Below are 25180 nucleotides of genomic sequence, written 5' to 3' on the forward strand. Positions count from 1 at the left end.
AAAGAAAAAGCTATTCCTCACCGCAGAATCGATTTCAGGGATTCAACCCCCGTTTTTTCAATTCCAGCCGGACATCGATCCTGCGTTTTCTGAGCTCATCGGCCGTATAACCCAGGGAGCCTGTTCCGATTCCGAGACCTATGCCGCTGTGATGACCGAATGTTCCTATTCCGAACCCGACTTCCGGACCCTGCGGCATTTCCTGACGCTGGATCTCATCGTCCAGGCGATAGAAGTAGCGGAGAAGATCCTCATTTCCCATTTTCATATAATCCTCGGCAAGGAGTTCCTGAGTCCGCGTCGAGCATGCGGTTGCAATCAGCGCTGCCGCCATCAAAAAAAGAAAAAAAACGACGTTTCTCTTTCCGTTCATTGTTCATCCTCTGTGAATTTGAGCCCCGGGCCTGTCCCTATAGAGCTTCCGGAGCGGTTCTTCACTTCAATATGATCTTTTGACCCCGTAATGTAAACAGATTTATTCTTCATTTTTCAATCGCTGAGGATCGGGTTCTCTGTAAGGATAAGAGCGGGGATAAAGAAACCGGGTCCCGAAAGAAGGACGTGCCACCCTGCGCCATCACAGGGGCCGTTGAAATCGGAAGATCCTGCCGGGGAAGGAGTCGGGGTTGAAGGGAACGAGAGCGATAGAGACCCGGTTGGACGGGCGATTTCTGGTCACAAGTTTCAAGCCGCACAGGCAAAAGGCATTTTATGGGTTGAAACTCTTCATCTTTGGCATTAAGCTGCAGTATATTTCAGGCGGAAGGGAGGTGAAGAAATGAGAAAATCCATTGTTTTCATGCTATTGATGAGCCTTGTGCTGGTCATCTCCTATGGCTGTGCATCCAAGGATTATGTCAGGCAGCAGACCGATCCCCTGGCGGACAGAATCTCCAAGCTGGAAGCCGCATCCAGGGATTCCTCAACGCAGTTGGGAGAGAGGGTCACGAAACTTGAGGCCGGCTGCAGCGCAGCCAAGGCTGAAGCGGACAAAGCGGCGAGAGATGCGGCAGAGGCTCTGCAAACGGCTAAGGAGAGCCGCAATCAGGGTGACATCGCTGCGGACAGGGCCGAGGCTGCGGCAAGAAGGTCGGAGGCTGCTGCAAAGAAAGCCGAAAAGGCTTTTGAACTGCACCAGAGAAAATAGGCAATTCTTGCGGGGGCCGGGCTCCTGTGCCAGGATGCAGGAGCGGCCCCGGCAAGAATCAAAACTCGTCTTCAAGAAACGCAACGTCCCGTGTTTCCCATGGCCGGCTTAGATCCCCGCTTTTCATTCCGGTAAGCCGCATTCCGGAATTACTGGGTTATATCGGTCGGCATCCCGTCTTTCTTTTCAAAGGCATTCCGCAATTTCGAAACATCCGTCCTTCCAAGAAGACCTCTTCGGATCAGCAATGCCGCGGCATCAGCCAGGGTCGTTTCAGCGTACGGATCGTTGTGCACCTCCAGATAAACCCTGCCGCCGTGGACGCCCACTTTGACAGGCTGGCGCACGATGATCGTGCGGACACCGTTTGGCACCAGCGTGTAAAGAATCGGAATGTCCTCAGGATAAAGCCTTATGCAGCCGTGACTGGCCATTCTGCCGATGGCAAAAGGCTTGTCTGTACCGTGAATGAGGATGCTTTGGTCGGACAGCCTCAGGGCGTGAGTGCCCAGCGGATTGTCGGGTCCCGGAGGCACCACCGGCGGTAGTTCAGGCTTTTCAAGCCGGATGGATTCGGGAACATGCCAGGGCGGATTGGCGATCTTCTCGATCACCTTGAATTCCCCCACGGGCGTGTCGTGGCCTTCTCTGCCGATGCCGATAGGGAACGTTTCCAGGAATCGTGACCCCCCGGATTCAAAAAAGTAATACAGGCGATACTCGGAAAGATTGATGAGAATCTGTTCCGACATCTCCATGTCGGGCAGGATCCACATGGTAGGAATCCTCACCGGTGTTCCCTCGCCGGGTACAAAAGGGTCCACTCCTGGATTCGCCTCGGTGATTTCATTGTACCCCAGTTCGAATTTCCTGGCGATTTCAATCAGGGATTCCCCCCGTTCAACGCTGTAAGTCCTGACGGCCCCAACAACCGTGTCCGACGGCGCCAGGGAAAAAAATTCTCCCTGGGCCACGGCGGGGGGCAGAAACAGAGCCAGAAGTAAAAAGAAGAAAAATAATCTTGTCATAAAGGCTATAAATCACTATTAAGAGCGTAATCTTTACTTTTTGAAGACCTGATGTCAGTTTGGAACATCTTTGGCAAGAGCCATTGGAGGACAGGGGCGGCTGTCCGGGATTAAATTTCAATGGAGCATACATGAATCATGCTGAATTGTAAACGTACAGGATGCATGGCACTTTACGCTGTTGCGGTTTGGCTTTGCGTTATGGTTTCCGGATGTGGCTGCGAAGCCGCTGTTACCGGTCCTCAGGAAGGTGCCCTTTACGAGGAATTCGGAGTGGAGAGGGTGCTCAGTACGATCGGTCCGAGGGCCGAGGCCCGAATAAAACCCTTTTTCGATCGGACCGGTGTCCCATACCCCTCTTTCCGTCTCAGTTTTGTTGTCGTGAAAGAAGAAATGGTCCTTGAGGTCTGGGCTGAAAATGAAGGCAAATGGACCCATGTACGCGACTATGAAATCCTGGCTGCAAGCGGCTGGCATGGCCCCAAACTGAGAAGGGGAGACCGCCAGGTTCCCGAGGGCATCTATCAGATCATCGCCCTGAATCCGGCCAGCCAGTTTCATCTGTCCATGAAAATCAATTATCCCAATGATTATGACCTTCAGAGGGCTCGTGATGAAAACAGATCCAATCTGGGAGGTGATATATTCATTCACGGAAAGGATAAATCCCATGGGTGCCTTGCCGTTGGCGATACCGCCATTGAGGAGCTGTTCGTCCTTGTCGCAAAGACAGGTCCGAACAATGTCAATGTGATCATCACCCCCCATGATATGCGGAAGTACGGACCCAACCCCGGCAGAGTGTCCGATCCCTCCTGGGTGCCCGATCTGTATAATACGATCTGGCGGGAGCTTTCAAAATTCAAAACCAGGCAGGGCGCCTGATTGAAGATTCCACGGCTTCGGGAAGATCAGTACCGCATCCCTGCTGCCGGAGCAAGCAGGGCAAGAATACCCAGGATCACAAACAGCGCCGCCGCCACCCAGCGCATGATCTTCATGTTGATTCGATGAGCGAGTGACTCTCCGATCAGGACTGCTGGGATGTTGGCGATCATCATTCCTGTCGTTGTTCCAAGCACAACGGCGACCAGTGAGTCGTAGCGGGCAGCCAGGGCAATCGTGGCAAGCTGGGTCTTATCGCCCATCTCCACCAGGAAAAAGGCGATCAGGGTTGTAAAAAAGACCCCGGCGCCCTTGAGATTTCGATTTTCTTCCAACCTGTCGGGTACGAGCGCCCAGGCTCCGAACCCGAAAAAAGAAAGGGCGACAATCCATCTCAAAATATCGGGAGACACAAGACTTGAAAGCCAGGATCCCAAGGCACCTGCGGCGAAGTGATTCGCCAGGGTTGCGAAGAGAATGCCGAGGATGATCGGCAGCCTGCTCCTGAATTTTGCCGCCAGGACAAAAGAAAGGAGCTGAGTCTTGTCGCCCATTTCAGCAATGGCAACAATGGCAGTGGACCAGAAGAGGGTCTCCAAAATCTTTCTCCTTCTTTGGAAGAATAAGCCTTTAAAGGAAGAGGGGGATCACGTCAGTCTTTTAAGGGATCTTCGTAGAAGCTTTTGAGTCGTTCTAAACGGTGCCTTTACCACTCCCGTATATGCGAAGTCAATGCATCTGAGAGCTGAGCATTTTGAAAAAAGGAAAGGGGATGTCCTTATCCAGAGGGATCTATGGTTGAGATATTATGCCATCCACGGAAAGCCAAGGGTAAATGGATAAATCAAACATCAGCCTGTCGTGTCGGAAAAAATTTTCAACGGTCATCCTGTACAAAATCAGGAATTAACTTTCCCTTCATTAAAACGAATCCGGAGAGATTAACTGAAAAACAATGCTGCAAAGAGGCTCAAAGTGATAGTACTAATTTCCCGGCATGGCATAACCGCTTGGCCGCTCCCATTCGGAAAAACATATGAACAGAAAAAAGAATCCTCTTAACATATTTTTAGCGATGTGTGGTTTTCTCGCCTTTTTTGTGATTTCGCCACATAATATCCCTCATGCCAAGTCTGCATACATGAGCCTGACTCATGACGTCGTGCCGCCGGACTCGGACATCGTACCGCCGGACCAGGACGTCATCCCACCGAAGTCGGACGCCATCCTGCCAGAGGAAGACATCATGCCGCCAGACGAGGAGGTCATGCCGCCAGACGAGGAGGTCATGCCGCCAGACGAGGAGGTCATGCCGCCAGACGAGGATGTCATGCCGCCAGACGAGGAGGTCATGCCGCCAGACGAGGATGTCGTACCCCCTGACGAGGGCGTCAACCCGCCAGACGAGGACGTCATGCCGCCCAACTCGGACGTCCTCCCCCCGGACCAGGGTCAGGACAGTTGAAGCTCGGGAAGATTTTCTGCGAAATGACAGCAGCTTAAATGTTCTTAAGAATGGGGCAGGATCGGGTTGCCGTCAACTCAAGTCTTGTTGAAAACATGTAAGCCCAGAATTGATGGATCTGCATCAAAGCCGAAATTCCCTCACGGATAATTTTGATGAATGTTTCATTCCGCCAATGGAGGTGGCGGATTTGGGGAAACTCTTCCTGCCAGTGGTCTTTCAGCTCAATGCGTTCTTTCTGTGTTGCGGTTGGATGATGCTCTGACTTCCTAGGTGGGTATTCCTAAATTGGGGTCTGTCCTGGAAAAATTGATGACTTCGCGGGGGGCTGTTTCTCCCCTTTTTATCGCCAAGGCCCTGAATAGTTCAATCAGGGCCTTGGCTGGGAAGCATCCTGGTTCCTGGAGGTAAGGGGTTAGAGACATGATCGGCACTACCCGTCTGTTTTTCCGCTGCTGAATGCCGGATTGTCCTCGCCATGAAAGGCTTGATTCCCTCCTTTGGTTCAGGAAGGCTCGTTTTTCGTCAGCAGATCTGCGACTAGCGGATCTTTTTGTCATGTCCGGGCCTCTGATTTTGCCGAAACATATACGCAATCGCCGGACGCAGAACCCGTTGGAGAAAGAATAGGTCCTTTTTCATAATACCATCTGTTCACAGGACAATCGAAGCGACAGAATTACCGTTAATAATTCATCAAAATATACAGCGTTGTGGCGGTTCCCGCACTTCTTATCGTACCTGATGCTGGGCAGCTGGCAGCACTGCCGACCACTCTCACAGTTTGATGACCGCCCCTGGCTGACGATGCTGCACTTGCCATTCCGCTATAGCTGTTGGGAATCCAGTACCTGTAAACATAAGTAGAGACAGAACCTGTATTGGAGGGCGCAACATCGATATATTGTCCACCTGAGGTGGCAATGGTATGTTTTATTGTCCCGATTATGGTGCAAGTAGCCCCCGCACCAAACGAAAGGCTCAGTACAACGGCTGCAGCAACCAGCAAAACGATCAGACTTTTCTTCATGATGACCTCTCCTTTATTTCTGATTTAAATGTTTTTTCAATGGATGTCCTTAAATGAACCTGTTTGTATCCGCCTTTATTTTACAGAAGCGGAGTTCAAGAGCTTGTCGCCCTTGATGCTATTTTCCCCAAGGGCGACGGTCTAACGGTAATTTAAGGCACTCCCTGATCATGTTGCTCACACTCACTCCGGTTCAAGGCCGATATAGATCTTGTGCTCGAAAACGACAGGAATGTCTCGACGTTCATTATTAGGCAACAACTAAGCAATCTTTACAGAACGACTTTCCCACCATGGTAGTATACTATTCTGTTAAAACCGCACTGTCAACGATATTTGTTTTCGAGACAGAAAGCTGGAATCTTAGACGCGCATGCGGGCTTTTAGCTTTTCTGTGGGTTAATTGATCAGATGATACCAGGGCTGAAAATCTTGACGAACGTTACGATGTATCGAAAGAAAGACCGTATGAAGAACGTCTTTGATCTGACGCCTCAATTCATAGCTGCTCAACGGCCTCTCTGAGTTTTCCGCTTTCGAGAAGCTCCAGAAACTGCTCGCCAAGGGACTCAGAAAGTCTCACCGTTTCCTGCCAATAGCGGATCCGCCTTTCCGGGTCATCGGCGAACGTCCGGAAATCGTCCCTGTCCGGTATTTTGCCGAAGGGGAGCCGTTCCACAAATTCGTCGCTGAGAAAGACCAGCAGGGTATGATCGAGGACGTCGGCGGGTGTGCTGCGGTACGTGAGCCGCTTGTCGAACCATCCTGGAATGATGCGGCCCTGGTAGTGGAAAAACAGGGTCACTTCGTCGTCCCTCTCGGCGAAATCGTGGGTCTGGTGATAATCCACCAGGCCGCCGTCACGATAGATTCCCCGCGGCGCGCCATAAATGTCTCGAATTCCGGCCACGGCAAGGGGAACGGCACCGGAGGCAAGAACCGCCTGCTTGAAATTCGCCTGATTCAAGGGAACGAAAGAGCCGTGAAAGGAGCGGTGGAAGCTGAAGCGGGGCCGGGTCGGTCCGCTGAAAAATACTACCCGTTCGAGGAATGAAGAGAGACGGGAGCGGCTCAGGGCGTTCAAGAGAAAGCACAGAAGCAGTCCCGACGACTGTATCCAGATGGTTTCGGAGGCAACCAGATGTCTCGATCGGGCTGTTACGACCGCCAGCCGGTATTGTTTGGAAGCCAGGGCGAAGGGGAGGGCGTCGTCTTCAAGATAGGCGTTCACCACATCAATCAACTTGTCCATGACCGTCCGGGCGGAATCCTCGCGGCTGAAGGACATCCGGATGTAGGCATCCATGAGTTTCCGGTAGCTTTTTTCGGCTTCGGGCTGCAGCCAGGCCGCGAAACGCCAAGCCCCGGAAGAGGAGCCGATCAGCTGGATCGGCCTTTTCCGCCCCAGAAAGCCCGCCTTGAGAAGGGTCAGATCGAAGCCCGTTGCAACAAGCCATCGCGGACCCGCCGCCGGAGCAAAAAAGGTCGATACCTGGTCCAGGGAAAACCCGCCATCGCGAATCAACTCGTAGGTTTTCCGGCCTGCTTTGATGCGGATGCTGTTCATGGTTCTGCTTTTCCCGCCGGGCCACGGGCATTTGACCTTGACATGAACGAACGCATTTTTGTAGAGTAGCACCGCTCGCGACAAGGGATGGGTTCGTCAAGGCAACCGGCCATCGATATTTGGAAAGATTGGGGTTTTTACACGAATATTTCATCTCCTGTCAACGGCTATTGTATCCGGGCACCAGAAAATCTGATTTTGTGCAACCTGGAAAGGAACGGCAAATGGATATTCGCGAAGAAATGAGGCAAGTGGCGGATCGCGCCCGCGAGGCTTCCCGAAAACTGTCCCGAATCTCGACGGAAGTTAAGAACCGGGCCCTGATGGATATGGCGGAACAGCTTCTTCAGCAGTCCAGCCACCTGATGCAGGAGAACAAGAAGGATGTGACCTTTGCGGTAAAAAGCGGTCTTGCTTCCGCCATGATCGACCGGCTGACATTGAAGGAATCAACCATCCAGGATATGGCCACCGGCATCCGCGAAGTCGCGGCGCTGTCCGATCCGGTGGGAAAGGTCACCTCAATGTGGCGGAGGCCCAACGGCCTCATGGTCGGCCGGATGAGAATCCCCCTGGGAGTCATCGGGATTATTTATGAGTCGCGCCCCAATGTCACGGCTGACGCAGCGGCGCTCTGCCTGAAATCGGGGAATGTCGTCATCCTTCGCGGAGGATCTGAAGCCATTTACTCCAATATCGCCATTGGGCGGCTTCTCCAGGATGTTCTGAAAAAGCATTCGCTTCCGGAAGCGGCGATTCAGGTCGTTGAAACGACGGAGCGCGAGGCGGTGTATGAACTGCTGCAGCTTGAAGAATACATCGACCTGATCATTCCCCGCGGCGGGGAGGACCTCATCCGTGCCGTTGTCCGGCAATCCAGAATCCCCGTGATCAAGCATTACAAAGGGGTGTGTCATGTCTTTGTAGACGCCGATGCGGATCTGGACATGGCGGCAAACATCTGCATCAACGGCAAGACTCAGCGTCCGGGCGTCTGCAACGCCCTGGAGACCTTGCTGGTTCACCGGGACGCGGCCCCACGCTTTCTTCCGGAAATCGCCCGTCAACTCAGGGAGAAGGGGGTCGAACTTCGATGCTGTGAAAAAACCCGCGTCTTCATTCCCGATGCCGATAAGGCGGAAGAAGACGACTGGTACCGGGAATACCTGGATCTGATCCTCGCAATCCGGGTGGTGGACGATATGGATGAGGCCATGGATCATATCGCCCGTTACGGATCGCTCCACACGGAAGCCATCGTCACAAAGGACTATGCCAACGCTCAGAGGTTTCTGAGCGAAGTGAACTCCTCCACCGTGCTGGTGAATGCCTCTACCCGCTTCAGTGACGGATTTCAATTGGGGCTTGGGGCGGAAATCGGGATCAGCACAACGAAACTCCATGCTTACGGCCCCATGGGATTGGAAGAGTTGACCACGACCAAATTCATCATTTACGGAAATGGACAGGTGAGAGTATGAAGTGGGGGTTGCTGGGGGGAACCTTTGATCCGATTCATATGGGGCATCTGCGCTGCGCCGAAGAAATAAGGGAGATCTTTGAATTGAACCGGATTGTTTTTATTCCGGCGTCGAAGTCGCCCCACAAGCTGGATGCGGAGATTACCTCTTTCTATCACCGGGCGCAGATGGTTCGGCTCGCCATTGAAGGAAATCCCTCCTTTTCTTTTTCCGATGTCGAGCATCAGCGGGCTGGAAAATCTTACTCCATTGAAACGGTGGAGTATTTTTTGAACAAATATCTGAAGTCGATTGAAATCTATTTCATCCTCGGTCAGGATGCCTTTCAGGCCATCCAGACGTGGAAGGAGTGGCAGAAGCTTCTGCTTTTGTGCAATTTTGCCGTTCTCACACGGCCGGGATACGAAAATATGGGTCTGTCCGGGGCGCTGCCGGAAGAATTTTCTGCTCAGTTCACCTATGATGAGAAAACCTCCGGGTATCGGGGGCCCACAGGCCATCATATTTATTTCCGCAAGGTGACCTTCCTGGATATCTCATCTTCGGACATCCGGTCAAGGGTCAGGCATGGAAAATCGATTACGTACCTGACGCCGGATCCGGTCAGGCACTATATCCAGAAAAATAATCTCTTTCAGATGGACTGATTTCCGGAAAATCTTTGCGGGCTGTGACGCAGCTCCCCTGTCAGCGCCTCCAGGAAAAAGAAGCGTAAGCTCCTTTGGTGCCTGGTTGGCAAGTTCTCATCACGACAATGGAGACCCATCGGCAGGAGCCCCCCCGGGCGTTCAACCGGGCGGGCTGGATCAAGGGGACCCGGGATGTGCGCCGGCCTTGGACTATTTGCCTTCAATGAGGATCCTCTCAGCGCCATGCAATTGAGTGCAGTTTGAAAATAAACTGGGTGAATTCCTCCTTGGTGGTCTCCTTCACATCCGTCAGTCTCACCTGAACCGCGTTGTTGTAAAAAGAAAATCCGTCCTTGATCGGTTCGGGATTTTCATCATCCTCACAGAAATTCCTCATGAATTCGCGGGCGATTTTACGTGCCTCGGTGGCGTCTTCGGCAGATACGATATAGTGGTGGCGTTGAACTTCGCCTTCTTCTTCTTCGGATATTTTAAGCCAGTAATATTGCATTGAACCTCCTGAATAACAGTATCGTTGGGCGGGACAGGTCGAAGGCAGAATGAAGGATCCATGTTTTCTGAATCCACTCCCGCACGTGTGCCTCGGAGCATGTCTTTTTAGAGAGCTGAGATCACTGTTTTACGCCTGCGTTTTCAAGTCAGGCAACCAGACAGATAAGGCAATCCTTATTGTAAGTCTGAATTGGGATGGCATCTTCCCACAGCTGAGTGACTCCAGGAATACTTTGGCGGCTGTTTCCGGCAGCTTCCATGCCCGGTATCTCTTCGAGGTTTCCTTCGACCCGTCTTAAAACAGCCTTCGGGCAACTTCGGCACGGTGTACCTAATACCATCCCCGAGGATTCGCTGTCAAGGGGCATATGGCCATTCCGCTGGGGAAGGGATGCATGACGTCGTCCCATGCCTGGCGGATGGAGACACGGTTCATAGAGACCTTACATGATACAGAGATATCAGCCCCAATGGCCTCCCGGCAAAAAACCGGTTCAGAATCAATGGGTTAAAAAATAAAAAGACTCTCCGGTGAGTGGTTCAGAACCAGTTGTGGGTTGCCATCCTGATGAAGTAACGTTTCATTTCGAGTGTCACTCAAAGAGATCAGGCATCTTGAAAGGGGGCTTTATTCCAGGGAAAATCCGGCCTATTTTCTGAGCGATGCAGAGGAACGTTTGCGCCTTTCGAATCCAGAAAAGAAAACTCGAACAGAATCGGGATAACGGCCATGATAAGAGGGCTTCATATCATTGAAAGAATGTTGACCATTTCTTTTGGAGACTTTTGTTGAAAAAGCTCAACATCCTTATCGGACAGTCCTATCATGGCCAAGTGGCCATTGAGAAATATTTCCCAGTCATTGCCTCTTTTTTTTGCAACGATGCCCAGTTTCTGTAATTCATCCGCCTTCATTTTCCTCTTCACAATGAATCCCTCCTCAGCGTGTAATTTAGCAATCTTTCAATTTTCATTATGGACAAACCGTTAAAATAATGAAACCCACATTAATTACGGAAAAAATACTTGCACAATACTGGTATAAAAGAAAATGAACCACCGGCCTCATGGTTTGTGGCGAAGGGGGTCAGTTGAACATTCTCAAATCTGATATCATTGGCAATTCGCTCCTGGCCGCCCAGAAAATAGACGAAGCTAACAGCCTGAATTTATCTGAATCTTACCTTGTTTCCCTTGGATACCTATGGTAATGACTTTGATCATTACGTTTTGAAAGGGAATCATATGAAAACCGAGCTTCTCAATGAATATATCTTTACGGAAATTGTTCTTGAAATTGCGCAGGCCATGAGAAGAAACAGACAACAGCAAATGGAATTAGAGGGCGCGAGCCAAGAGGAAATCGCCAAAACTCCGATCACGATAGAAGATCGAAGAAAAGCCCTTGCCCTGCTTGAATCCGAACGGCAGCATGTCATGACACTGCTCGAAGAGCTGCACTCGGATTTTTCGGAATATTCCGACGGGTGTCATTAATGGTTTCTCCATGTTCCGTTATTTCATGATTCATGAGGGTCGCCCTTTTCGGATAAGGGCGGCATCGAAAGCAAATAGCCACTATGCGATTCAGAGTTGAGCTTCTTGACGTGTCCGGGACCGGAGCGCAGAAAGAACTGTTCCACGTGGTTGTTTATGCCCAGTGCGACAAGGAAGCTGTAGAAAAGGCGAAGAGGGAATATGCGGTTAAGCATCCCGATTCTCCTTCCGCTCCGGAAAATTCATCCTGGATTTCTTACGGGACACGCGAGGAAGATTGCTGGGGATGAGCGGCTGCCGTGCGGCAGGCTGTTTCGTCTCTATGGGTAAGGTCATGGTGGTGAGTCACCACCGTCTATGAATCGGAAACGGCGGTTCAGCAAGACGTTCGATCGTTTCACATCCTACCGGGGGAATGAACATTGACTGATGAAGAAATAAATGACGCCGTCAAACGCGTGACTGAAACGTGCTTGAAGTCTTCTACTGCCATGGCTGCACTGCTTCAGGACGCATTTTGCCTTTTGGCGCAGCAGCCGTGCATCGACCGTCAGGCGCTCCTGGACGGGCTTCGGTCTTTAAAGAGGGAAGATGATCAAAGCGTCATGTTTCAAGCAACCTACAATCTTCATAAGGCCAAGCTTCTTGAACAAATCGAAATACAATTCAAAGAGCAAACTTCTCAGGGAAAAAGTTGATTCCGTTGTATGCTAATTCGATGCCGTCATTCAGCAGTTTTCGGAGGAGTTCCAACATGACCATTTTTGATGAGATAGAGAATTTTCTGAATGAACATGGAGCGTCATCCAAATTGAAAGATCATGTCGCTTTTGTTAAAGAGCAAATGGCGGTTCTCATCCGGGAGAACACGATGCTCAAATCGAAGCTTTCAATGCGCATTGCCGAAAGCAATGTTCTGGAAGCTCAAGATAAGAGACCTCAAAGAAGGGAAGGGCGATAAAGAAGAACGATAAGAACAGGAGATCAACAGAGGGATTCCGGGTATGTCACGGGAAAAAATCCCCCTTACGCCTGCGTTGCTGGCCCTGAAGAAAAACCAGGTGGTTTTCGTGCCTCGAACCTACAAGTATGTGGAACATGGCGGGACCCGCGTGGGGGCAAAGGCGCTGGGGGTTGATGAACATGAAGTGATCAAAACGCTGGTCATGGAGGACGAACGGAAGGCCCCTCTTATTATCCTGATGCACGGCGATCGGGAGGTCTCTACGAAGAACCTGGCAAGGTTTCTCGGGGTAAAAACGGTTCATCCCTGTGATCCCAAAATCGCGGAGAAGTACACCGGCTACAAGGTTGGAGGGACGTCGCCCTTCGGTACGAAAAAGACCATGCCCATCTATATGGAAGAAACCATTGCCGCACTGCCCCGCATCCTGATCAACGCCGGCAGCCGGGGGCTTCTGGCGGAAATGCCGCCGTCCGAGCTGATCCGCGTGCTGCACCCCATTTCCGTCAAAGTCGGCGTAAGCCCCTGATGCCCGGCAGAATCTGTCTACTTCACATGGAGAATCGGCAGGCCGAGATGACGGCGTTTGGTCTCACCGAAGAACTTCGTCTCTTCCCGGACCGTTGGCGTTCCCCGTTTTCCCTTGCCAAGTTGTTCCAGGGGATGAGAAGCGCCCAGATGCAGGGAATGTTTTCCATATTTTCCACTTAAGCTGTCCATGGCTTCATAAAGTTCCCGAATCTTCTCCGCTTTCATCGGGCTTTCAAAAAGGGAGTACTGAATAGTGACATCATGCGTCAGTTCCAGAAGGATGACGCCTGTTGATCGATAGAGCTCTTTTTCCCGGTAGAGTGAATCAAACAGCTCCCGCAGAAGACCGGACAGTTCCAGCGGAAGGGCCGAGGGACGAACAAGTGTTGCCTCGCTGCCCACATCCCCGAACTGCCGGGTCCTGAGAAGGGATATGATCTTCCTGGGGGCCAACCCGTAACGCCTGGCTTTGATGCAGGCTGATTCCAGATTCCGCAGCAGGTGTGCAAAAAGGTATTCCCGATCGGATGTTGGAGGAGCAAAGGTCTTCATCTTGCTGATGGATGCGTAAACGCTTTTCTCCTCGGAGATCACGGGATAGACGGAATCTCCCCTCAGCTCCCTCCAGATTTCGACGCCGGGTTTGGTAAGGCGTTTTCGCACAGCAGCTTCCGGCATTCTGGCAAACTCCAAGGCGGTTTTAACGCCAATCTTCGCCAGATAGCTGGTTGTGGCCGGGCCGATTCCCCAGATCTTTCCCACGGGAAGATGCTCCAGGTACCGGGCGATGGAGCGGCCGGCAATGACCGTTAAGCCACTTGGTTTCTGATGTTTGGAACCCACCTTGGCAAGCACCTTGGTCAGGCTGATCCCCACGGAAACCCCGAGCCCCAGTTCCCTTTCGATGGCCCGTTTCATCTGTTCGGCAATTCCAGTATAGGAAGAGCGCAAGGCCCGGCGCATTCCCGTGATGTCGCAGAAGGCCTCATCAATGGAATACTCTTCCACATCCGGGGTAAAGCGCCGCATAATGTTGAACATCCGCCGGGAAAACAGGCTGTAGGTTTCATAGTCGGAGGGCAGGATGATAAGATTTGGACAGATGTTTTTCGCCTGGTGCAGAGGGACGCCCCGGGTGATTCCCATCTTTTTAGCCGGATAGCTGGCACAGGCCACAATTCCACGCTCTCCGCCTGTAATCATGGGCTTTCCCTTAAGCTCCGGATGGATGACCTCTTCGCAGGAGGTGAAGAAAGCATCCCCGTCGATATGGACAATGGCCCGCGGCCAGGAATGATGGCTGAAAATCATATCGTTCATGGCCTTATATTATAGAACAAATGTTCTACTGTCAAGAAGAGTCCAATAGAGCCTCGCAGGCGAGCGGGAAGGGTCGGCTCTGAGGAATTAACACGTCGATTCTCTTGACAAATTAGGAGAAGAGGAATAAATTATAGGTGAAAGAAAAGAGATGCTGCGGCGCACGGGATGAGTCATAGTACTGGGTTTGAATGAGATAAGAAGGCAAAGGGTCTTCGTGGTGATTGTCACCCCAAATAGACCAAGTCTTTTAGGACACGACTCCAGTCAACGGCAAACGGCGCAGCGGCTCTCTTTTAAAAGTTCTTTTCAACAGGTCCCAAGGGGAAAAAGCCGTGTATCTGGTAAATTCTTTTTGGAGCGTACCAGTTGCCTTGAAGTTGGCGGTTGATTCCCTTTGGTGAAAATACCCTGGCTACGTTCACATATGGCGCGTGCCTATTGGCGCTGGATGCTGAAACGGGAAACAGCAGAACGCTTCCCCCATTGAAGGGGGGCCAGGGATTTATCCTTTCCTTCATGAACTCTGCCGTGGAGGTTCAAGCGGCTTCAGCTTCCTGGCCTTCAAACTTCCAGGGTGGTTTTTCTCTTTTCTTCACAGACCACGAAAGAGTGCACGTTGCCATGTCATCACGGGATACGCTCTGAAGTGGCCTTTCTTTTTACATGAATAAATTCCCTCTGTATTAACCTTTACATAGCATTCAAGGAGGTTGTCATGAAAACATCGGCCCTGACGATTCCCGAAATCGGAATTATTGCTGGAACCCGTTTAATCTGTGGAGCCGGGGTCGCCCTTTTGCTGGCAGACAAGCTGGATACGAAACGGCGAAAGAAACTTGGATGGGCGATGTTTCTCATAGGGGTGATAAGCACAATCCCCCTGGCAATAGATGTGTTCAGCAAAAGGAAGTAAAAAAAGAGAAAAAATGTGCGGCCGCTTTGTCCTTCTAGTGGATTTGTCTGATATTGCACAATGGGGAGGATACTGGACACCGATTCCGATTTGAACTGACACGGTTTCCGGAACTGATCGAACAGGAAAGCCGATTTTGAGTGGCATAAAATGGCTTTAAATAAAAAGGACTTAGCCAGATATGGCTAAGTCCTTTTTTTAAATGGTGCGCCCAGCAGGATTCGAACCTGCGACATCCGGATTCGTAGTCCGACGCTCTATCCAGCTGAGCCATGGGCGCATCTATTGGGTGCGATGATTCTGCTGCACATTTGAAAGAAGTAGCTGGCGGAGAGAGCGGGATTCGAACCCGCGGTACACCTTATAGGGCGTACAATCGCTTAGCAGGCGATCGCTTTCGGCCACTCAGCCATCTCTCCGCAAACTTTAAGTTGGAACAAAAGCCATAAAGAGCGACAAGGCCGGATAGACCGCATCCTGCCAAGTTTTTCTTGTTTTTCTGGCGGAGGGAGCAGGATTCGAACCCGCGAACCTTTCGGTCAACGGTTTTCAAGACCGCCGCCATAGACCACTCGGCCATCCCTCCGAATCATTATTTCTTTGCATTCCCGATTTACGCTGCGGGAATTTTATCCATTCCTCTCATGTAGGGACGCAGGGCGTCGGGAATTACGACGCTGCCGTCTGCCTGCTGGTAATTCTCCAGAACGGCCACCAGCGTCCTGCCGGCCGCCAGTCCGGAGCCGTTGAGGGTATGGACAAATTCCAGTTTCCCCGTTGACGTCCGGCGAAAGCGAATAGAAGCCCTCCTGGCCTGGAAATCCTCGAAATTGCTGCACGAAGAAATTTCCCGGTATGTTTCCTGCCCCGGAAGCCATGCCTCTACATCATATGTTTTGGCTGAACTGAAGCCCAGGTCGCCGGTGCAGAGACTGACCGTCCGGTAGGGGATATTGAGGCGCTTCAGAACCTCTTCCGCGTTAAGCGTCAGCATCTCCAATTCGTCATAAGACGTTTCCGGGGTAGTGAATTTGACCATCTCCACCTTGTTGAACTGGTGCTGGCGGATCAGGCCGCGGGTGTCTTTCCCGTAGGACCCTGCTTCAGCCCTGAAACAGGGCGAATAGGCCACATAATAGACAGGGAGAATCTTCTCATCCAGAATTTCATCGCGGTGAATGTTGGTCACGGGAACTTCCGCTGTAGGAATAAGATAATACTCCTGGTTTTCAATTTTAAAAAGATCTTCTGCAAATTTCGGCAACTGGCCCGTTCCTGTCATGCTTTCCCTGTTGGCCATGAAGGGAGGCAGGATTTCCGTGTATCGGTGCTCCGTTATATGGAGATCCAGCATGAAATTGACGATGGCCCGTTCCAGCATAGCACCTGCCCCCCGGTAGAGGGTAAAGCGGGCACCCGCAATTTTTGCGCCCCGGGCGAAGTCAAGGATATTGAGATTTTCCCCGATTTCCCAATGGGGCTTTGGAGCAGACTCGAATTTCGGCTTTTCACCCCAGACCCGGATAACGGGATTGTCCTCGGAGTTCGTTCCGCAGACAACGGATTCGTGGGGGATGTTGGGAATCGTCATCAGCAGGTTCTGCAGATGCTCTTCCGTTCCCTTGAGCGCGTCCTCAAGCTCCCGGATACGGGCGGAAACCTCCCCCATCCTGGAGATCAGATCCTGGGAATCTTCCTTTCGCTTCTTCTTTTCGCCGACCTGTTTGGACACGGCATTTCGTTCGTTGCGCAGTGCCTCGACTTCCTGAAGAATATCCCGCCGCTTGCCATCCAGGCGAACAAAGGCATCCAGATCGATGTCCTGCCCTCGCTCCGCGATTCTGGTCCTAACAAAATCGAGGTTCTGTCTCAGAAATTTGATGTCAAGCATGGGAATGCCTTAGAAGGATTTCATTCTGCAAGAGACGTTGTTCCTAACATTTTGGAATTTTGAAGTCAATCATTTTATCCGCCTGCAACGGGATTTCAGCACACTCACGATTTGAGCTTCCGGCGGATCACGTTGAGAAGGGCCACCATTTCGTCACTTTTCAGGAGGAAGGACGTTCCGAAAAAGGTCAGGATTCCTGCGGCGATGGAGGTCGAGAGAAAGAGCACCCGTGCATCAAAGGGGGCTTCAATATTCCAGGGGAAGAAAAGAGTAACGAGATAGAAGCTGACGGCCATTACGACAGAGGCAACGCAGGCCTTGGCCACGGAGGAGTAGAATTGCGTATCCAGGAAGGTGCCGATTTTCTTCCAGAGAATGTAGGAAAGCATCAAAACGTTCACAGCCGAGGCCGCAGAGGTTGCCAGGGCAAGCCCCCCATGCTTTAAGGGGAACATGAGAAGAACGCTCAGCCCGACATTGACAATCAGAGACACGGCAGCGGCCTTCAGCGGCGATTTCCTGTCCTGAAGAGAGAAAAAAGCTGAATCGATCACGCGGATTACGGAAAAGGCCCACAGGCCGACGGTATAAAAAAGAAGCGCCTGGGCGGTCATCCGGGTTGAATAGGCATCAAAGGCGCCTCGTTGAAAGAGAACGGAAACGATCGGTTCACGCAGAGCAATGAGGGCTATCGTGGCTGGGATCGTAATAAAGAGAATAAGGCGCAGGGAAAAGGAAATGGTTTTTTTAAAATCTTCGAAAAGCCCTTTTGCGACCTGGGCGGAAAGGCTGGGAAGACTTGCCGTGCCCACGGCAATGGCAAATACGCCCAGCGGGAGTTCGACGACCCGGTCGGCATAGTAAAGGAAGGAAACGCTGCCCTTGGGCAGGATGGAAGCCAGGATGGTGCCGATAAAAATGTTGATCTGATAGATGCCCGAACCGACCAGGGTGGGAATCAACAGGCGTCCAATCCTCTTCATGCCGGGATGTCGAAAATGAAAATTCGGCTTCAGGATGGCACCCATCCGGATCATAACAGGCCATTGCATCGCCAGCTGCAGGGCTCCGCCCAGCATGACCCCGACCGCGAGAGCGGTGATCGGCTGCTCAAAAGACCGGTGGAGAAGCAGCGTGGTCAAGATCATGGAAATGTTCAGAACAACAGGCGCCAGGGCGGGGGCCGCGAAATGACGCAGTGAATTGAGGATCCCCATGCAAAGAGCTACCAGGGAGATGAAGAAGATGTACGGGAACATGATCCGGGTGAGAAAAACCGCCAGGTCGAACTGCTCCGGGTTTTTGAGAAATCCGGGAGCCATGAGGGAAACGACGAGAGGCGACAAAAGCACGCCGGCCATGGAGACCAGCACCAGGACGATCGAAAGGAAGGTCAGGGCGATGCTTGCCAGCTCCAGGGCGCTTTCCCTGGACTTCGTTTTCAGATATTCCGTAAACACGGGAATGAAGGCGACGGTGAGGGAACCCTCCCCAAGAAGTCTCCGCAGCAGATTGGGGATCCGGAAGGCGACGAAGAAGGCGTCCGTGGCGATGCCTGCGCCGAAGAAGGCGGCCACCACCATGTCCCGGATAAATCCGAAAATTCGGCTCAACATCGTGGCCATTCCCACGATGCCGGCAGCCCGGGCTACATTTTCATTTTCGCCGCGATGCGTCATCTTCGTTTGCTGATCCGTGCGACTTCCGGGGCTGTCTGCTCATTGGGAAATTCAGCCTTCATGAGAAGGGAGAGGCGGGCTTCAAGCTGCTCCCGCGTCAATCCTTCGATCTGGACCACTTTCTTCCTGGACTTGTGTCCGTGAATAATGTCCAACTGCCCTTTTTTCAACCCCAGCTGTTCGGCGAGGAATTCCAGGCATTCTTCGTTGGCTCTGCCGTCGACCGGCGGCGCGGTGAGTTTAAGCCGGAGAGATCCTTCCTGGATTCCAACCAGGGCGCATTTATGGGAGCGAGGCAGCACCTGAACGGAGAAGGAGAGGGCGTTTTTTCTTTCCTGGATATCGACCACGAAGAGCCTTTGAGGGTTTCGACTTTTTCGAGCTTCAGCGGAAGAGCATGGCCATCTGCTTCATGCTTCCGATCAGAAAGGTCTGCAGAAAAATAATGGCTAGAATGACGATCAAGGGGGAGAGATCAATGCCCAGGTTCCGGAAGGGAAGCCACCGCCGGACCGGAGCCAGAACGGGTTCGGTGGCCCGATAAAGGAACATGACGATGGGATTGTAAGGATCGGGATTGACCCATGAAATGACAGCCCGAGCGATCAGGACCCACATATAGCGCGTCAGTGCGATATCCAGAATTTTTGCTATGGCCATAAGAAGGTTTTCAGCGATAAACATAGCGACTCCTTTGGGAGCTGATATAAATAATAAAGAGTTGTTGCTACCATAAAGACGGTCAGAGTGCAAAGGAAACGTTTTCTTGCCTCGAAGCGATTTCATGGTTGACAGCTTCGGGAAAATAGGCCATCGTCGAACCCGCCGGGAAACGGCCACGGGAATGCCCGCCGACAGGACGTTGAAGTGCCTGCGGCGTGGCGGAGATTGCGAATCCGCACCGCCTGTTGACGTGCGGTGCTCTTGCCCCAGCCGGGGTGCCGGGACGAGCGCCGCCATGCGGGATAGGCGGTGAAAGGAGAGGAAGGAGGAAGATCAGAGGCATGTTGGAAGATAAGAAAATCGGGATGATCGGTTGCGGAAAGATGGGAACGATTCTGCTGAAAGGAATTCTCGGTCGCTATCCGGTGTCTTCAGCGCAGATTCGTGTTGCGGATACCGTCAAGGAGCGTCTTGAGGAAATATCCAAGGCCTATCCCCTGGTCGTTCCGGCGGCAAACCGCGAGCTTGTCCGGGAGGTGGATATCCTGGTCCTGGCGGTTAAGCCCCAGAATCTGCCGGCTCTTCTGGACGAGATTTCAAGCGACGCCCATCCGGGTCAATTGATTATTTCAATTGCCGCGGGCGTCTCCACGAGGGCGATTGAAAAACGACTCTCCGGGCCGGTGCGGGTCGTGCGGGCCATGCCCAATACGCCGGCTCTGGTCGGGGAAGGAATGACGGCCCTCGCTGCGGGTTCTCACGCCACGGAGAAGGACCTTGAAACGGCTGACCGGGTCTTTCAGTCTGTGGGGTTGACCGTGACCATTTCTGAAAATCATATGGATGCCGTCACGGGTCTCAGCGGCAGCGGTCCAGGTTATGTGTTCGTCATGCTGGAAGCATTGGCCGATGCCGGCGTGTTTCTGGGGCTGCCGCGGGACATCGCTCTAAAACTGGCAGCGCAGACCCTTCTCGGGTCGGCAAAGCTCTGTCTCGAAACCGGTCGACATCCGGGAGAGCTCAAGGATATGGTCACCTCTCCGGGCGGAACGACCATCGCCGGGTTAAAGGCCCTGGAAGAAGGCCGAGTGAGAGCAACGCTGATGTCGGCTGTTGAAAAGGCTGCCCTTCGATCCAGAGCCCTGGCCGGGGACGAGTAAGGAACTGGTGAGGCGCAGTCGCCTTCCATTCAACGGGTCACACCGTTAATGGAAGAAAGGCGTCGTCTTTCCCGGAAGCTTCGGCAGGTCCACTGTCCGGGCGAAACGCCCCTGCACCCGTATGGAAAAGGATGCCGCAATTAAGCGGACGGTTCCTTTTCGGCAACATCGTGATGTTCGCTCTCGCTCTCCCGCGCGCGCGGCGGATCCGAAGGGCCGGTTTCGATGGGCTCGGCGATGGGCTGGGGAGGAATGCCGATGCCTTCTTTGATGTCTGCCCCCTCTTCCGTAAGAACCTCATCCGGGTTGCCCTGTTGGGAACCCGACAGGGCGATCTCGGTCTTCTCTTCCGGTTTTCTACGTCGACGGCGCGGACGACGCCGGCTCTTCTTCTTGGCCGGTTCGGCGGCAGCGGAGCGCTCCTCCGAAGTGTCGGCTTCCGGGGCGCTCTGTGGCTGTTCTTCAGGGATTTCAAGAGCGGCAAGGTCGCTTTCCCTGGCGAAAGGCATTTCAGACGACAGGACCATCTTGCCCTCTCCGTTCAGATCGGACAAATCTGTGACCGCTTCTCGGGGAACAGATGTAATGATCGCGTGGTCCCAGACCATGTCCGCTTTTCCCGATACGTGAATGGAGAGATCGTACATGCCTTCGATCCTCTGAATGTCGCTGCGCTTCTGGTTGAGCAGGTAGTCGGCGATTTCGTGGGGAACGCATATCTTCAGGGCGCTGGCTTTTTCCTTGGCCGCGTCCGTTTCAATCTTTCGGAAGGCGCTTAGAGCCGTGTATTCGAGAGAGGGGCGCGCGCCTCGACCGCTGCAGAAAGGGCAGGAGGTGTAGCTGATTTCCTGGATTGTGGAATGCTTCTTCTGACGTGAAAGTTCAAGAATCCCGAATTTCGAAATTCGGGACAGCTGAATGCGGGCGCGGTCAAGGGTGAGGGCCTTCTTGAAGGTTTTTTCCACCTCAGCCTCGTGTTTCCTGTCCATCATGTCAATGAAATCGATGGCAATCAACCCTCCAAGATCCCTCAGCCGAAGCTGCCGGGCGATTTCCTCGGCGGCTTCAAGGTTGGTCTTGAAGGCCGTGTCTTCCACATTCTTTTTGTTGGAGGCCCTTCCGGAATTGACGTCGATGGTGATCATCGCTTCCGTCGGACAGATGACGATGGATCCGCCGGATTTGAGCTCCACCCGTTCCTGGTAGATTTCCCGGATCTGCTCCTCGAGGTTGTAGCGGCCGAAAATGGGCAACCTTTCCTTGTACTGCTTGATCATCCTGAGATTCCGGGGGACGACGGTCTTGCAGTAGGCCCTCATCTTGCGATAGGTGTCGATATCGTCCACCTGGATTTCTTCAATTTCTGAAGTGAAGTAATCCCTGAGACTGCGCACACCGAAATCGCTTTCCTGATAGATCAGTGACGGTGCCGGCTCTGTTTCCGCCCGTTTCTTGATTTCCTTCCAGAGTCTCAGCAGGTGCTGATAATCGCGGGACAGCTCCTGCTTGGTCCGGCTGATCCCTGCGGTGCGAACGATAAAGCCCATTCCCTCATCGATTTTAATCTGCTCCACAAGGGTCTTTAACTGTTTCCGGTCTTCTTCGTCCTCGATTTTCCGGGAGATTCCGCTGCTGTGCTTGTTGGGCAGAAGGACAAGATAGCGTCCCGGAAGGGACAGGTACGTAGTGAGCAGAGCTCCCTTCCGCCCGCTGACTTCGCGGGCCACCTGGACGATGACTTCCTGCCCGGTTTTTAATGCGCTCCGGGAACCGGAACCGTCCCGGCCATTATCTTTCTTTTCGGTAAAGTATTCCGGACTGACATCGCGCAGGGGGAGAAACCCGTCCTTGCCGACGCCGAAATTGACGAAGGCGGCCTGCAGGCCACGCTCAACCTTCAGGACGATGGCCTTGTAAATATTTCCTGTAATGGGTTCCCGCAGGGACATCTGGATGTTAAATTCCACAAGTTTGCCGTCTTCAACGATGGCCATGCGTTTCTGTTCCTGATGAACAGCGTTGATCAACATGATATGTTTCATAAGATTCCTTTTATTGCGTCAGGCATCCGCTCCTGCGGACTGCAGCCCGGACTTTTGTTCCCGGGCTTTCCTTCCGGCGTCTTTTATTATTCCTGGCCGCCTTGGTTCGGCCTGTGGGAATGTCAATAGGTAAATTCGGAAACATCTCCCTTGCCCTCTCTCAGAACTTCCACGGTATCGTCGATCAGGCTGATGACCGTGGAGGGTTCAGGCGAGATGATGCCCCCATGAATCGTAATGTCCACTCGGTTTTTGAACATCTTTTCAATTTCTTCAGGATCATTCAGATAGGAATCGTCATCCGCTTTGACGCTCGTGCTGATGATGGGTTGCCCCAGCTCAGCCACCAGGGCCATGCAGATCCGATTGTCCGGTATTCGAATTCCCGTTGTTTGTTTCTTTGGCAGAATGATTTTCGGAACGAGCCTTGAAGCCTTGAGAATGAAGGTGTAGGGCCCGGGGAGATAACGCTTCATGGTTTTATAAGCGAAATCGGTCACCTGGGCGTATTGGCTGATGTCCTTGAGGTTGGAGCAGATGAAACTGAGCTGCTGCTTTTTGCTTCTTTTTTTTATTTCGTATATCTTTTCAATCCCTCTTTTATTGAAGAGACTGCATCCGAGACCGTAAACCGTATCCGTTGGATAAATGACAAGCCCTCCGTTCTGCAGGATTTCGGAAGCTTTCTTGATCAGTCGGGCCTGGGGGTTCTGACTGTTTATTGATAACAGCATAGAGAAGGTGCTTTCAGTGTCACGGATATAATTTCATTAACTTGGATTAATAACATAAAATAATGAATATATCAATATTACGGAGTGCTGTTGAAATAAAACTTTGTGGATCGGTCGCGTGGCAGGGTGAAATAAAACAACCCCTTGTCACCCTGCAGAATTTCAGGAAAGACAAGGGGTGCTGGTGCCGCCTCGGGGCAGGTGCCTGGCGGGGAAGAAGCCGTTTTGATGCGGCCTCATTCCTTTGTATGGTGCTTGTTGACGTTATCCTTGCAGAGTTTGTACTGAATGCTGTCCACAAGGGCGTGCCAACTTGCTTCAATGACGTTGGTGGAAACTCCGATGGTGCTCCAGACCTCCTCGTCGTCCCTTGAATCAAGGAGAACTCTGACCTTGGCCGCGGTTCCGTCGGCGCCTTCGAGGGTCCGGACCTTGAAATCCACCAGGTGAACTTCGCTGATCTGGGGATAGAATTTGACCAGGGCCTTGCGCAGGGCGTTGTCCAGGGCATTGACCGGCCCGTTGCCCTCGGCGGCGGTCAACTCCACCTCATCGCCCACGACGATCTTTATGGTGGCCTGCGTCAAGGAAGGATTGTTTTCCGTTTTGGAGTTGATGACATTGAAGCATTCCAGCACGAAGGGCTCCTTGAATTCGCCGGTGATCTTTTTCATCAGCAGAGACAACGATCCGTCCGCAGCGTCGAATTGATAGCCTTCATCTTCCATGATCTTGATCTTCTTGACGATCTTTGTGCTGATGGCGTCCTTGGTTCCCAGGCTGATCCCGAGCTCCCTGGCTTTGTACTCGATGTTGCTCTTACCGGAGAGGTCGGAGACGAGGACGCGCTGCTGGTTGCCCACCAGCTCCGGTTTGATGTGTTCATACGCTGCAGAATTCTTCAGAATGGCGCTTACATGGACGCCTCCCTTGTGGGTGAAGGCGCTGCGGCCGACGAAGGGCCTTGAATTCTGCGGCGGAATGTTGGCCACGTCGCTGATGTAATGAGACAGGTTCGTCAGCTGCCGGACCGAGGAGTCAGGCAGGCACCGCCGGTTCATTTTAATCTGGACATTGGCAATGATGGGAATCAGGTCGGCGTTGCCGCACCTCTCACCGTAGCCGTTTATGGTGCCCTGAACCATGGTCGCTCCGGCATGAACGGCGGCAATGGAGTTTGCTACCGCGAGATCTCCATCGTTGTGGACATGGATCCCCAGGGGAGCCTCAGGCAGGATCTTCCGGATGTGAGCCACGATTTCAGTCAGTTCATGGGGAAGGGTGCCGCCGTTGGTGTCGCAGAGGACGAGAAAGTCGGCTCCCGCCTTCCAGGCCGTGTCGAGGCTCAAGAGGGCGTAGTCCCTGTTTTTTTTGTAGCCGTCGAAGAAGTGTTCCGCATCATAAATGACTTCCTTGCCGTTCGCCTTCAGATACGCGACCGAATCCCGGATCATTGAAAGGTTTTCCTCCAGAGGAATGACCAGTACATCGGTGACATGAAGATCCCAGGATTTTCCGAAGATCGTAACGGCGGGCGTCTCCGCCGCAAGAAGAGTCCGGATATTTTCACAGTCTTCGACGCGGATATTGGGCCGTCTGGTGCTGCCAAAAGCCGTCAAGCGGGTGTTCTTGAAAGGGATTCGCTTTGCAAGATCAAAAAACCTCATGTCCTTGGGGTTGGAGCCAGGCCATCCTCCTTCGATATAGTGGAATCCCAGCTCGTCGAGTTTCTGGGCGATCCGAAGCTTCTCTTCTGCGGAGAAATTGACGCGTTCCCCCTGCGTTCCGTCCCTGAGGGTGGTGTCGTAGATTAATACGTCTGTTGGCTGTGTCATCTTTTTTGCTCTCCTTGAGTTCCGGCAAAAAAAAATCCGTTATCAGTTCGACCTGATAACGGATTTTTCGATTCTATACAGAAAAAGACTACCCCCCTATCAGGCCCCGATCACGATCGGGTCTAATTATGCCGATAATTATGGCGATGCGGATATTGGGGGTGAGGATTGTCATTTCTAAAAGCCTTCGTCCATTCTGTCTT

The 25180-nt window shown here is 52.5% G+C and carries 27 protein-coding genes and 3 tRNA genes; 12 read left to right on the forward strand and 18 right to left on the reverse strand.

Going from position 1 to position 25180, the window contains the following annotated elements:
- Positions 1-34: 34 nt before the first annotated feature.
- Positions 35-373 carry a hypothetical protein gene (locus AB3175_RS00665; RefSeq protein WP_367359016.1) on the reverse strand — a complete coding sequence of 113 codons (339 nt, stop codon included), beginning with the start codon at positions 371-373 and terminating at the stop codon, positions 35-37.
- A 405-nt stretch (positions 374-778) separates the two neighbouring features.
- On the opposite strand from AB3175_RS00665, the gene AB3175_RS00670 reads away from it, so the two are divergent.
- A complete protein-coding gene (locus AB3175_RS00670; RefSeq protein ID WP_367359017.1) occupies positions 779-1147 on the forward strand; it encodes a hypothetical protein in 369 nt (122 codons plus the stop codon).
- A gap of 149 nt (positions 1148-1296) precedes the next feature.
- Here AB3175_RS00670 and AB3175_RS00675 read toward each other — a convergent pair whose 3' ends face one another.
- Complete coding sequence (locus AB3175_RS00675; RefSeq protein ID WP_367359018.1) at positions 1297-2175, reverse strand: L,D-transpeptidase family protein; 879 nt, start codon at positions 2173-2175, stop codon at positions 1297-1299.
- Positions 2176-2340: 165 nt separating this feature from the next.
- On the opposite strand from AB3175_RS00675, the gene AB3175_RS00680 reads away from it, so the two are divergent.
- Positions 2341-3060, forward strand: coding sequence for a murein L,D-transpeptidase family protein (locus AB3175_RS00680; RefSeq protein WP_367359019.1), 720 nt, complete (start codon positions 2341-2343; stop codon positions 3058-3060).
- A 26-nt stretch (positions 3061-3086) separates the two neighbouring features.
- On the opposite strand, the gene AB3175_RS00685 is transcribed toward AB3175_RS00680, so the two are convergent.
- The gene (locus AB3175_RS00685; RefSeq protein WP_367359020.1) at positions 3087-3659 is read right to left on the reverse strand and encodes a TMEM165/GDT1 family protein; all 573 of its coding nucleotides are present in this window, start codon (positions 3657-3659) and stop codon (positions 3087-3089) included.
- A gap of 437 nt (positions 3660-4096) precedes the next feature.
- Here AB3175_RS00685 and AB3175_RS00690 point away from each other — a divergent pair, with 437 nt between their 5' ends.
- Entirely contained in the window at positions 4097-4525 is a 429-nt protein-coding gene (locus AB3175_RS00690; RefSeq protein ID WP_367359021.1) for a hypothetical protein, read from the forward strand.
- A gap of 685 nt (positions 4526-5210) precedes the next feature.
- Here the strand turns inward: AB3175_RS00690 and AB3175_RS00695 are convergent.
- Both AB3175_RS00695 and AB3175_RS00700 read right to left on the reverse strand, forming a co-directional pair.
- Positions 5211-5555 carry a hypothetical protein gene (locus AB3175_RS00695; RefSeq protein WP_367359022.1) on the reverse strand — a complete coding sequence of 115 codons (345 nt, stop codon included), beginning with the start codon at positions 5553-5555 and terminating at the stop codon, positions 5211-5213.
- Between the two features lie 499 nt (positions 5556-6054).
- Positions 6055-7122, reverse strand: coding sequence for a hypothetical protein (locus AB3175_RS00700; protein WP_367359023.1), 1068 nt, complete (start codon positions 7120-7122; stop codon positions 6055-6057).
- Between the two features lie 224 nt (positions 7123-7346).
- On the opposite strand from AB3175_RS00700, the gene AB3175_RS00705 reads away from it, so the two are divergent.
- Positions 7347-8603, forward strand: coding sequence for a glutamate-5-semialdehyde dehydrogenase (locus tag AB3175_RS00705; RefSeq protein ID WP_367359024.1), 1257 nt, complete (start codon positions 7347-7349; stop codon positions 8601-8603).
- Positions 8600-9250 carry a nicotinate-nucleotide adenylyltransferase gene (gene nadD, locus AB3175_RS00710; RefSeq protein ID WP_367359025.1) on the forward strand — a complete coding sequence of 217 codons (651 nt, stop codon included), beginning with the start codon at positions 8600-8602 and terminating at the stop codon, positions 9248-9250. The genes AB3175_RS00705 and nadD overlap by 4 nt, the downstream gene beginning before the upstream one ends.
- A gap of 217 nt (positions 9251-9467) precedes the next feature.
- On the opposite strand, the gene AB3175_RS00715 is transcribed toward nadD, so the two are convergent.
- Positions 9468-9743, reverse strand: a complete 276-nt coding sequence (locus AB3175_RS00715; RefSeq protein WP_367359026.1) for a hypothetical protein — start codon at positions 9741-9743, stop codon at positions 9468-9470.
- Between the two features lie 746 nt (positions 9744-10489).
- Positions 10490-10672: a hypothetical protein gene (locus tag AB3175_RS00720; protein ID WP_367359027.1), complete on the reverse strand. Its 183-nt coding sequence runs from the start codon at positions 10670-10672 to the stop codon at positions 10490-10492.
- A 267-nt stretch (positions 10673-10939) separates the two neighbouring features.
- Here AB3175_RS00720 and AB3175_RS00725 point away from each other — a divergent pair, with 267 nt between their 5' ends.
- The 5 genes from AB3175_RS00725 to AB3175_RS00745 all read left to right on the forward strand — a co-directional run bounded on the left by AB3175_RS00725 (position 10940) and on the right by AB3175_RS00745 (position 12735).
- The gene (locus tag AB3175_RS00725) at positions 10940-11242 is read left to right on the forward strand and encodes a hypothetical protein (protein ID WP_367359028.1); all 303 of its coding nucleotides are present in this window, start codon (positions 10940-10942) and stop codon (positions 11240-11242) included.
- 83 nt (positions 11243-11325) lie between these two features.
- The gene (locus AB3175_RS00730; protein WP_367359029.1) at positions 11326-11532 is read left to right on the forward strand and encodes a hypothetical protein; all 207 of its coding nucleotides are present in this window, start codon (positions 11326-11328) and stop codon (positions 11530-11532) included.
- Positions 11533-11664: 132 nt separating this feature from the next.
- Entirely contained in the window at positions 11665-11940 is a 276-nt protein-coding gene (locus tag AB3175_RS00735; protein ID WP_367359030.1) for a hypothetical protein, read from the forward strand.
- 56 nt (positions 11941-11996) lie between these two features.
- Positions 11997-12203, forward strand: coding sequence for a hypothetical protein (locus AB3175_RS00740; protein ID WP_367359031.1), 207 nt, complete (start codon positions 11997-11999; stop codon positions 12201-12203).
- 43 nt (positions 12204-12246) lie between these two features.
- Positions 12247-12735: an aminoacyl-tRNA deacylase gene (locus AB3175_RS00745; RefSeq protein WP_367359032.1), complete on the forward strand. Its 489-nt coding sequence runs from the start codon at positions 12247-12249 to the stop codon at positions 12733-12735.
- Positions 12736-12752: 17 nt separating this feature from the next.
- Here AB3175_RS00745 and AB3175_RS00750 read toward each other — a convergent pair whose 3' ends face one another.
- The gene (locus AB3175_RS00750; RefSeq protein WP_367359033.1) at positions 12753-14057 is read right to left on the reverse strand and encodes a DNA polymerase IV; all 1305 of its coding nucleotides are present in this window, start codon (positions 14055-14057) and stop codon (positions 12753-12755) included.
- 718 nt (positions 14058-14775) lie between these two features.
- Between AB3175_RS00750 and AB3175_RS00755 the strand changes: the two genes are divergently transcribed.
- Positions 14776-14973: a hypothetical protein gene (locus AB3175_RS00755; RefSeq protein WP_367359034.1), complete on the forward strand. Its 198-nt coding sequence runs from the start codon at positions 14776-14778 to the stop codon at positions 14971-14973.
- A gap of 203 nt (positions 14974-15176) precedes the next feature.
- Here the strand turns inward: AB3175_RS00755 and AB3175_RS00760 are convergent.
- The 7 genes from AB3175_RS00760 to AB3175_RS00790 form a co-directional block, all read right to left on the reverse strand.
- Positions 15177-15253: transfer RNA gene (locus AB3175_RS00760), tRNA-Arg, on the reverse strand.
- A gap of 45 nt (positions 15254-15298) precedes the next feature.
- Positions 15299-15392, reverse strand: a tRNA-Ser gene (locus AB3175_RS00765).
- An 81-nt stretch (positions 15393-15473) separates the two neighbouring features.
- Positions 15474-15559 (reverse strand) — tRNA-Ser (locus AB3175_RS00770).
- Positions 15560-15586: 27 nt separating this feature from the next.
- Positions 15587-16864 (reverse strand): serine--tRNA ligase, encoded by a 1278-nt coding sequence (gene serS / locus AB3175_RS00775; RefSeq protein WP_367359035.1) that lies wholly within the window; start codon positions 16862-16864, stop codon positions 15587-15589.
- 104 nt (positions 16865-16968) lie between these two features.
- Positions 16969-18543, reverse strand: a complete 1575-nt coding sequence (murJ, locus tag AB3175_RS00780; protein WP_367359036.1) for a murein biosynthesis integral membrane protein MurJ — start codon at positions 18541-18543, stop codon at positions 16969-16971.
- Positions 18540-18893, reverse strand: coding sequence for a DUF167 domain-containing protein (locus AB3175_RS00785; protein ID WP_367359037.1), 354 nt, complete (start codon positions 18891-18893; stop codon positions 18540-18542). The genes murJ and AB3175_RS00785 overlap by 4 nt, the downstream gene beginning before the upstream one ends.
- 34 nt (positions 18894-18927) lie before the next feature.
- Positions 18928-19227 carry a YggT family protein gene (locus AB3175_RS00790; RefSeq protein ID WP_367359038.1) on the reverse strand — a complete coding sequence of 100 codons (300 nt, stop codon included), beginning with the start codon at positions 19225-19227 and terminating at the stop codon, positions 18928-18930.
- A 320-nt stretch (positions 19228-19547) separates the two neighbouring features.
- Between AB3175_RS00790 and proC the strand changes: the two genes are divergently transcribed.
- Positions 19548-20366 (forward strand): pyrroline-5-carboxylate reductase, encoded by an 819-nt coding sequence (proC, locus tag AB3175_RS00795; RefSeq protein WP_367359039.1) that lies wholly within the window; start codon positions 19548-19550, stop codon positions 20364-20366.
- Positions 20367-20506: 140 nt separating this feature from the next.
- Here the strand turns inward: proC and AB3175_RS00800 are convergent, their stop codons facing one another.
- From AB3175_RS00800 to cimA, 3 genes are all read right to left on the reverse strand, one after another.
- On the reverse strand, positions 20507-22408 hold the full coding sequence (locus tag AB3175_RS00800) for a ribonuclease E/G (RefSeq protein WP_367359040.1): 1902 nt from the start codon (positions 22406-22408) through the stop codon (positions 20507-20509).
- 122 nt (positions 22409-22530) lie between these two features.
- Entirely contained in the window at positions 22531-23142 is a 612-nt protein-coding gene (locus AB3175_RS00805) for an L-threonylcarbamoyladenylate synthase (protein ID WP_367359041.1), read from the reverse strand.
- A gap of 236 nt (positions 23143-23378) precedes the next feature.
- The gene (gene cimA, locus AB3175_RS00810; RefSeq protein ID WP_367359042.1) at positions 23379-24977 is read right to left on the reverse strand and encodes a citramalate synthase; all 1599 of its coding nucleotides are present in this window, start codon (positions 24975-24977) and stop codon (positions 23379-23381) included.
- Positions 24978-25180: the final 203 nt, after the last annotated feature.

Origin of the sequence: Syntrophus sp. (in: bacteria) (assembly GCF_040768185.1) — a bacterium.
Lineage (GTDB): Bacteria > Desulfobacterota > Syntrophia > Syntrophales > Syntrophaceae > Syntrophus > Syntrophus buswellii.

Bases quoted from the DNA above. Each gene is read 5' to 3' on its own strand.
- AB3175_RS00665 (WP_367359016.1), bottom strand. From the start codon at position 373: ATGAACGGAAAGAGAAACGTCGTTTTTTTTCTTTTTTTGATGGCGGCA.
- nadD (WP_367359025.1), top strand. From the start codon at position 8,600: ATGAAGTGGGGGTTGCTGGGGGGAACCTTTGATCCGATTCATATGGGG.
- AB3175_RS00680 (WP_367359019.1), top strand. From the start codon at position 2,341: ATGGCACTTTACGCTGTTGCGGTTTGGCTTTGCGTTATGGTTTCCGGA.
- AB3175_RS00745 (WP_367359032.1), top strand. From the start codon at position 12,247: ATGTCACGGGAAAAAATCCCCCTTACGCCTGCGTTGCTGGCCCTGAAG.
- AB3175_RS00790 (WP_367359038.1), bottom strand. From the start codon at position 19,227: ATGTTTATCGCTGAAAACCTTCTTATGGCCATAGCAAAAATTCTGGAT.
- murJ (WP_367359036.1), bottom strand. From the start codon at position 18,543: ATGACGCATCGCGGCGAAAATGAAAATGTAGCCCGGGCTGCCGGCATC.
- AB3175_RS00800 (WP_367359040.1), bottom strand. From the start codon at position 22,408: ATGAAACATATCATGTTGATCAACGCTGTTCATCAGGAACAGAAACGC.
- AB3175_RS00750 (WP_367359033.1), bottom strand. From the start codon at position 14,057: ATGAACGATATGATTTTCAGCCATCATTCCTGGCCGCGGGCCATTGTC.
- AB3175_RS00715 (WP_367359026.1), bottom strand. From the start codon at position 9,743: ATGCAATATTACTGGCTTAAAATATCCGAAGAAGAAGAAGGCGAAGTT.
- cimA (WP_367359042.1), bottom strand. From the start codon at position 24,977: ATGACACAGCCAACAGACGTATTAATCTACGACACCACCCTCAGGGAC.
- serS (WP_367359035.1), bottom strand. From the start codon at position 16,864: ATGCTTGACATCAAATTTCTGAGACAGAACCTCGATTTTGTTAGGACC.
- AB3175_RS00690 (WP_367359021.1), top strand. From the start codon at position 4,097: ATGAACAGAAAAAAGAATCCTCTTAACATATTTTTAGCGATGTGTGGT.
- AB3175_RS00675 (WP_367359018.1), bottom strand. From the start codon at position 2,175: ATGACAAGATTATTTTTCTTCTTTTTACTTCTGGCTCTGTTTCTGCCC.
- AB3175_RS00805 (WP_367359041.1), bottom strand. From the start codon at position 23,142: ATGCTGTTATCAATAAACAGTCAGAACCCCCAGGCCCGACTGATCAAG.
- AB3175_RS00730 (WP_367359029.1), top strand. From the start codon at position 11,326: ATGCGATTCAGAGTTGAGCTTCTTGACGTGTCCGGGACCGGAGCGCAG.
- AB3175_RS00740 (WP_367359031.1), top strand. From the start codon at position 11,997: ATGACCATTTTTGATGAGATAGAGAATTTTCTGAATGAACATGGAGCG.
- AB3175_RS00670 (WP_367359017.1), top strand. From the start codon at position 779: ATGAGAAAATCCATTGTTTTCATGCTATTGATGAGCCTTGTGCTGGTC.
- AB3175_RS00695 (WP_367359022.1), bottom strand. From the start codon at position 5,555: ATGAAGAAAAGTCTGATCGTTTTGCTGGTTGCTGCAGCCGTTGTACTG.
- AB3175_RS00755 (WP_367359034.1), top strand. From the start codon at position 14,776: ATGAAAACATCGGCCCTGACGATTCCCGAAATCGGAATTATTGCTGGA.
- AB3175_RS00700 (WP_367359023.1), bottom strand. From the start codon at position 7,122: ATGAACAGCATCCGCATCAAAGCAGGCCGGAAAACCTACGAGTTGATT.
- proC (WP_367359039.1), top strand. From the start codon at position 19,548: ATGTTGGAAGATAAGAAAATCGGGATGATCGGTTGCGGAAAGATGGGA.
- AB3175_RS00705 (WP_367359024.1), top strand. From the start codon at position 7,347: ATGGATATTCGCGAAGAAATGAGGCAAGTGGCGGATCGCGCCCGCGAG.